Source organism: Methanospirillum stamsii (assembly GCF_003173335.1).
Taxonomy (GTDB): Archaea; Halobacteriota; Methanomicrobia; order Methanomicrobiales; family Methanospirillaceae; genus Methanospirillum; species Methanospirillum stamsii.
The window spans coordinates 1-4604 of sequence record NZ_QGMZ01000048.1 but is presented as its reverse complement, the minus strand read 5'-3'; the positions used below and the strand labels follow the sequence as shown (position 1 = coordinate 4604).

Below are 4604 nucleotides of genomic sequence, written 5' to 3'. Positions count from 1 at the left end.
CATCCCAATCCTATCAACCGGGTCTTCTACCCGGGTCTTTAATGAAGTCTCTTGTTCAGGCTGAGTTTCAAGCTTAGATGCTTTCAGCTTTTATCTCTTGGCGCGTAGCTGCCCGGCGGTGCCTTGTCAGACAACCGGTAGACCAGTGGCGCCGAATGAAAGTTCCTCTCGTACTATTTCATTCTTACCTTCAGACTTCCGACACTCCTTATAGATAGTAACCGACCTGTCTCACGACGGTCTAAACCCAGCTCACGATCCCCTTTAATAGGCGAACAACCTCACCCTTGGCTGCTGCTGCACAGCCAGGATGGAAAGAACCGACATCGAGGTAGCAAGCCGCCGGGTCGATATGTGCTCTTGCCGGCGACGACTCTGTTATCCCCGGGGTAGCTTTTCTGTAGTCAATAGCCCTCATCAACAGGGCGTATTGGTTCGTTAGACCCGAGTTTCCTCTCGCGATTTCTTGCTATGCGAAATCGCGTCAGGCCAACTTTTGCTCTTGACACTCTTCAGCGGGTTTCTGACCCGCTTGAGTTGACCTTAGGGCACCCTTGATATTTTTTCGAGGGTGTGGCGCCCCACCCAAACTGCCTACCTATCGATGTCCTGTAAGACCAGTTAGGATTACAATAAAACCAGGATGGTGTCTCATCGTTGACTAACCAACCCCCACAAGGGTTGGATCGACGTCTCCCATCTACCCTGCGCAGGTAATACCGTAACCCAACGACAGGCTGCAGTAAAGCTCCACGGGGTCTTCACTTCCCATAAGGAGTCACTAGTCTCTGCACTAGTACAAAAGGTTCAACGGGTTTGTGTTAGGGACAGTATCGCTCTCGTTATTCCATTCATGCAAGTCGCCAATTAAGCGACAAGGTACTACGCTACCTTAAGAGGGTCATAGTTACCCCCGCCGTTTACGAGTCCTTCGTCCGGTTGAACCCGGTGTTCAGATACTCGCACTGGGCAGGAATCACAGACTATACGAGTCCTTTCGGAGTTGCAGTCTGCTATGTTGTTATTAGACAGTCGGAGCGATCTTGTCACTGCGACCTGCCCAATCGCTGGGCAGGCACCCCTTATCCCAAAGTTACAGGGCTAATTTGCCGAGTTCCCTTAACACAATTAATCCCGACACGCCTTCGCCTTCTCAGCGAGGGGCACCTGTGTCAGTTCTCGGTACGGACTGCATCACCCTTTTCACGGGCTCCTGGAATCAGCATTGTTACCCCATCACCGTTTTGAAAAATTCTCACCATTACGGTACTCCAATTTCATATCCGGCTTAGACGGAGCGATGGCTCCGTAATGCCTATCCGAAAGCGTCAGGATTGTCTGATGCAGGTACAGGAATATTAACCTGTTTCCCTTTCGGCGTACTCGAATTACGGTACGTCTTAGGACCGACTAACCCTCGACTGACGAACATTGTCGAGGAAACCTAGCCCCTGCGGCGGATTGGATTCTCACCAATCTTAAGCTTCTACTACTGCCAGAATTTTCATTCCTGCACGGTCCACAGGATCTTGCAACCCTGCTTCCGCCCATGCAGGACGCCTCTCTACGCCATCATACAATGAAGTATGGTCCGTGGTATCTGTGGCAGGCTTAAGCCCCGTCCATTTTCAGCGCCCTGAATCTTGACTGGTAAGCTGTTACGCACTTTTTAAAGGGTAGCTGCTTCTAAGCTCACCTTCCAGTTGTCTTTGACCCAGGACCACTTTCAGTGTTTACACTGAGCCTGCACTGAGGGACATTAACCACGGTCTGGGTTGTCTCCCTTACGCATTACAAGCTTACCCCGTAATGCGGACTTCCGGCCGTCTTCGATGACAGGGAATTTGGAGTTTGACAGGAGAGTGAGGACTTTCGCCCCCAGCTTCCCCAATCAGTGCTCTACCTCACTGTCGATCTCAGGCCAGGTCATGCTACGGCATGTTTCGAGAGGAACCAGCTGATGCCCGGCTCGATTAATCTTTCACTCCTATACACAGGTCACGCGAATGATTTGCATATCAAAACCGCTTGCGGTCCTCCACGCACCTTTCGGCACGCTTCAACCTGCCCACGCATAGATCGCCGGGCTTCGGGTCTTATCCTGCTGACTTCACGCACTGGTAGTACGTCGTCCCTGACCTTGCGGCTGCGGACTTGTTGGTTTCCCTCTGGCTTCTTTCATAGAAATTAACCGTCGCCAACAGAATAAACTCTCTGGCCCGTTCTTCAAAACGTACGATATGACACCGGCAACAAAACCCGTACTACCGCCTTGCAACGGATTCCTTCGCTTTGAAGATCCTTTCGTGCCATATCACGCGATAACCTGTCAGTTTCAGGCACTTTTCAACACCTTTCCAGGGTTGCTTTTCAGCTTTCGCTCACGCTACTACTACGCTATCGGTTTCGGGGAGTATTTAGTTTTGGAGGTTGATGACCCCCACATTCACGCGGGAATTCCGACCCACGCTACTCAGGAAACCGCTAAAGCCNNTTCTGAATGATGGTCTCATGCTGCGGTCCATACACCACATCTCCCGAAGGATTCGGTTTGAACTCTGTCGTGTTCGATCGCCTCTACTAACGACATCCCGGTTGGTTTCTTCTCCTGCCCCTACTAAGATGTTTCAATTCGGGGCGTTCCCTTTCCGATGACGGAATGATGCGTAATGCATCTGGATGTCCTATTCGGGGATCTCCGGTTCAATGGCTCCATGCGCCTACCCGGAGCTTATCGCAGCTTGGCACGCCCTTCGTCGGCACCCGAACCGAGCCATCCACTGACAGGCGTAAGAACGTCTTTTTGTAGTTTCTTCAAACCCATGTAACGTCCAGAAACGCCTAGTGATTTTCTCTTTCTGCGTCTCCTCTACACAGCGTATCATTGCCCCGNNAACTAACACCAGTGGACCCGTGGGGATTTGAACCCCAGGCCTCGGCGTTGCAAACGCCGCGCTCTTCCAACTGAGCTACGAGCCCTCTGATTCCATTCAAGGAACACTGGAAACTTTATGGTCTGTCTGCATCTGCTACTACTTTCATTTCTTTAGGAGGTGATCCAGCCGCAGATTCCCCTACGGCTACCTTGTTACGACTTAACCCCCCTTGCAAAACCCAGATTCGAACATATCTAAGATACATCCTCATCAAGACCTCACTCGGGTGGTTTGACGGGCGGTGTGTGCAAGGAGCAGGGACATATTCACCGCGCTATGTTGAAACGCGATTACTACAGATTCCAGCTTCATGCGGGTGAGTTACAACCCGCAATCCGAACTTCGGACAGGTTTAGGAGATTGTCATCACCTCTCGGTGTAGAAACCCATTGTCCTATCCATTGTAGCCCGCGTGTAGCCCGGATAATTCGGGGCATGCTGACCTACCGTTGCCCATTCCTTCCTCCCCTTTAGCAGAGGCGGTCCAAGCAGTGTCCCCATCAACCCGAAGGTCAAGCTGGCAACTGCTTGCGTGGGTCTCGCTCGTTGCCTGACTAAACAGGATGCTTCACAGTACGAACTGACGACGGCCATGCACCTCCTCTCAGCTAGTCAAGTAGAGTCTTCATCCCGACTATCATTCAGCTGTCTTATCCGGTGAGATTCCCGGCGTTGAGTCCGATTAAACCGCAGGCTCCACCTGTTGTGGTGCTCCCCCGCCAATTCCTTTAAGTTTCAGCCTTGCGACCGTACTCCCCAGGCGGCGCGTTTCACGGTTTCCCTTCGGCACCTCAGTGACACGTGGTCACTGACACACCTAACGCGCATCGTTTACAGCTGGGACTACCCGGGTATCTAATCCGGTTTGCTCCCCCAGCTTTCGTCCCTCACTGTCGGACCCGTTCTGGTGAGATGCCTTCGCTATAGGTGGTCCCACCGGGATTACAGGATTTCACTCCTACCCCGGCAGTACCTCTCACCTCTCCCGGTCCCTAGAAATGCAGTTTCCCCTGAACGCCCACCAGTTAAGCCGGCGGATTTCTCAAAAGACTTGCATATCAAGCTACGGACCCTTTAAGCCCAGTAATAGTGGCCACCACTCGAGCCGCCGGTATTACCGCGGCGGCTGGCACCGGTCTTGCCCGGCCCTTTCTTCACCAGTTATTTACACTGGTGGACAGCCAGCCTGTGCTGGCACTCGGGGTTTCCTTATCACGGTTGCCCGCATGGTAAAGTTTTCGCGCCTGCTGCGCCCCGTAGGGCCTGGATTCGTGTCTCAGAATCCATCTCCGGGCTCTTGCTCCCACAACCCGTACCGATGACAGGCTTGTTGGGCAGTTACCCCAACAACTACCTAATCGGCCGCAGACTCATCCTGGAGCGACGGATCTTTTATTCGAAAAACATTCCAGTTATATCGAATTATGGAGTATTACCCCCAGTTTCCCGGGATTATCCTCCACTCCAGGGCAGATTGTCCACGTGTTACTGAGCAGTACGCCGAGGTCTTGAACCTCTCGACTCGCATGGCTTAGTCAAACCCCGATAGCAGTGGCCTCTGGCAGGATCAACCAGAATTTCCAAATTGCTCGCACACTGTATCACTTAAAGTATTGGCAGATGTAGACAGATATCCACATTACCAGTATTCCTCTGTCAGAACCAATA

General features: G+C 52.2%; 1 tRNA gene and 2 rRNA genes. All 3 read right to left on the bottom strand.

Annotated features, from left to right (window positions below):
• A 23S ribosomal RNA gene (locus DLD82_RS16480) occupies nucleotides 1-2805 on the bottom strand; the annotation flags it as partial.
• A gap of 101 nt (nucleotides 2806-2906) precedes the next feature.
• Nucleotides 2907-2979: transfer RNA gene (locus DLD82_RS16475), tRNA-Ala, on the bottom strand.
• 69 nt (nucleotides 2980-3048) lie between these two features.
• Nucleotides 3049-4514 (bottom strand): 16S ribosomal RNA (locus DLD82_RS16470).
• Between the last annotated feature and the right edge of the window lie 90 nt (nucleotides 4515-4604).